Annotated in this window: 1 protein-coding gene and 1 pseudogene; both read right to left on the bottom strand. The window is 60.4% G+C overall.

The window, feature by feature from the left end; translation table 11 throughout:
* Positions 1–1891, bottom strand: a 1891-nt coding sequence (locus NW809_RS11515) for an Rne/Rng family ribonuclease (protein ID WP_414402194.1), incomplete at its 3' end; no start/stop codon positions are given.
* A gap of 1025 nt (positions 1892–2916) precedes the next feature.
* Positions 2917–3199, bottom strand: a pseudogene (locus NW809_RS11520) (B12-binding domain-containing radical SAM protein); the annotation flags it as partial.

Below are 3199 nucleotides of genomic sequence, written 5' to 3' on the forward strand. Positions count from 1 at the left end.
CTTCCGGGCTGGCCATCTTTACAGTGCCCGGCAGGGCCACCATAACCACCGTGTCGCGGCCCGAGGGCGGTGGCTGATCCAGAAGCAACAGCGGCGACAGCCCTAACTCTGAGTAGACCCGCTGTTGCAAGGGGGTCATCTCCACAGTAATGGCTTGCCGGGCTGGACGGCTTTCTGAGGACTCCACCCCACCGGCGCGAGCGGATCGCCCCGCGGTAGGCTGGTCTCTGTGGGAGCCCTGCTCTTCCCCATCTTCTCCCCGGCTGGGACGCCGGGATTCTTTGCGCTTCTGCTCCGCCCCGCCCCCTGCCGGCTGCAAGAGATCTTCCCCAGGCACCTCCAGACTGCCCCCTTCTGCCTCTCCGCTCCGGGAAACCGGGCGCTGGCCTACGCGGGGATCCACCCACTCGTCGCGGGAGCGTTTGCGCCCCACCTCAATTCGCGATTCCTCCAGATCCGGTCGCTGTTCTGGGGCAGTACGGGAGCGGCTCAGGGAGACACGGCCTTCGGTTCGCGACACCCCATTGCTCCCCAGCCGCAGGCCCGCCCGCTGCGAGTCGCCCTCCTGGAGCAGGCTTGGGCTGGAACCGTCCTCCCCCTCAGTGGGCAACGTTACCGGCAGGCCACTTTCGACCGTCAACAGCCGTCCTGGCTCAGCTCCTGGCAGGCGGGCCAGGATCCCTAGCCCCTCACAAGTAGGACAAGAGTGGCCGAAGATCTCGTAAAGGCTTTGCCCCTGCCGCTTGCGGGTGAGCTCCACCAGCCCCAATTCCGACAACTGAACCACCTGGGGGCGAGCTTTGTCGCTGGAGAGGGCCTTGTTGAAGTGCTCCAAAACCAGCAACTGGTCGCGGCGGGAATCCATGTCGATGAAATCCACCACGATCACGCCGGCAATGTTGCGCAGCCTCAGTTGACGGGCAATCTCGGTAGCCGCCTCACAGTTGGTCCACAGCACTGTCTCGCGAGAGGTGGCCGATTGGGTGAAAGAGCCAGAGTTGACATCGATCACCGTCAGGGCTTCGGTGGGCTCAATGACGATGTAGCCGCCGGAGGGGAGATCCACCCGGGGTCGCAGCGCCTGCCGGATGACTGCATTGACCCGGAAATACTCCAGGATGGGGGTGGGTTCGCGGTGGGCATCGACCACAACACCGGGCGGCATCTGGCCCTTGTTCCAACCTTGCAAATAGCTACGCACCCGCTTCGCCCCTGCCGGCGAGTCGGTAACGATGCGGTTGACGTCCTCCGAGTAGACATCCCGCAGCACTCGCTGGATAAAATCGTCATCTCGGCTGAGCAGCCCCGGACCCCGTGCCGCCTGATACTGCTGTTGAATATCCTCCCAGAGCTTTTTCAATTGCTCCAGGTCTTCGATCATCGCCTCTTCAGACACCCCCTCGGCCTCGGTGCGCACCAACAGGCCCATCTGGGGGGGTTTGATCAAAATAGCCAGCGACTTGAGGCGATTGCGTTCTTCCCGATCCTCGATGCGGCGGGACAGATGAACCCCTTTGCCGTAGGGTCGCAGCACCAAGTACCGCCCTGGAAAGGCCAGATCGCCGGTGAGGCGTGGCCCTTTGTTGCCGGTGGGCTCCTTCATAACCTGCACCAGCACCTTTTGCTGTGGCAGAACCAGCTCCGAGATGGAGGCATGGTTGCGCTTGAGGCGTAGCGGGCCTAGGTCGCTGACGTGAATAAACCCATTGCGTTCGCCGGAGCCAATGTTGACAAAGGCAGCGTCGATGCTGGGCAGGACGTTCTCGACGATCCCGACGTAGACGTCTCCCACCTGGTAGGTGCCACTGGCAACGATCAGCTCTTGGACTTGGTCTTCGGCAAAAACAGCAGCGACGCGGTGTTGCTCATCAATTACAATCTGCCTGGGCATTAACGTTCCTCCCCGCCCCCAGGGCCTGCGGTTGTGGATTGAACCCTCCTTGCGGCGAGGCGCTGTCCTTTTGGCGGGATCCGCTCAAGTTTTTTTAGCCAGAATCGATTCATCATGAGGCTGTCCATTACCCTAAGCTCTGCTTTGACGGAGGATGACCGATTTGCTGGGCTTCCACTCCACCATTGATGAGGTGAGTCCAAGCTCATCGGATCCTTAGGATTGGGTGGGATTTGCATGGGGATTGATGGATAGGCTCAGGAGGCAAGATGACACCCCTCCGCCTCAGACATCCCAGAAGAGATTAGACGATGGTTCGTGGCAGAACCCCAATCGTGCCAGCCTAGATCCACAGAAAGACAGGGTTTGCACGCGGAAAGAAACACCTTCTCAGGAGAAAAAATATAGTGCTAGAGCCAGGCCACAGGGGCACACCTCTCTGTACCGCCTATCGACTGGGCCCTGTTGCGCCCGTTACCTGCCCTGGGTACTGAGTTAGGGTTGACACTCCCTCCGCCTGAAAGCGGGGGATTCTTACGCAGTCCACAGACGAACTCGTAAAGGCGTTGTCAAGCCGCCTCTGGACAGTTCCTTGGGGCAAAGTTCCAAGGTTCTGCTTACCTTTTCTGATCAGGTTGGTTGAGACGTTGACATCTCCTCGGCGCTTGCCACCGGTCGGGTTTTTCACCGTGATTAGGTGCTCGCCTGGAAACGGTACGCCTCATCAACAAGTATACTAACTCCCTGAGCACCATTGGCGAGCAACCGAAGTTGCTTGCGGGCTTTTCCGCACCGTACTAACTAAAGTACAGGGCCGCCAAGCTATCCTTCTGGGTCTCCATTTCAGAATCCGATCAAACTGTTGCCTGCTGCCTGCCCTGCCTTTGGCCAAGTTGATCCCGGCAAGCTCCGCAGCAGCAGAAGCCAGCAATAGACAACATAGCGCCTGTCGGATCCCCCCCTCCAGACAGGGGCAGAGCCCAGCCTTGGTCTCCTTTTTGTCCGGTCGATCCTGAGGCCGCTCCTCAGTCGGGATCGGAGGTGCCGTCTTGCCACAGCAGACGCAGCCGCCTGGCCATCTGTAGCGTCCAGCGGGGCAAGCCCAAGGACTCGGCCATTTGCACGAGTTGATTGGGCCGCAGGTAAGCGCCGTCGTTGCGGCAACTGCCGCGGTAGAGGAGGCGGGCGCTGCCGTCGGGGGCCAGGCCCTGAAACTCCAGGTAGTAGAGCAGGGGGCGAGCGTTGAAGCGACAGGGTTTGCCGGATTTGGTGGATTTTTCAATCCAAATTTCCCGCGCATCCAGGATC

Source organism: Synechococcus sp. WC101 (assembly GCF_047461555.1).
In the GTDB taxonomy this organism is placed as follows: Bacteria; Cyanobacteriota; Cyanobacteriia; order Thermostichales; family Thermostichaceae; genus Thermostichus.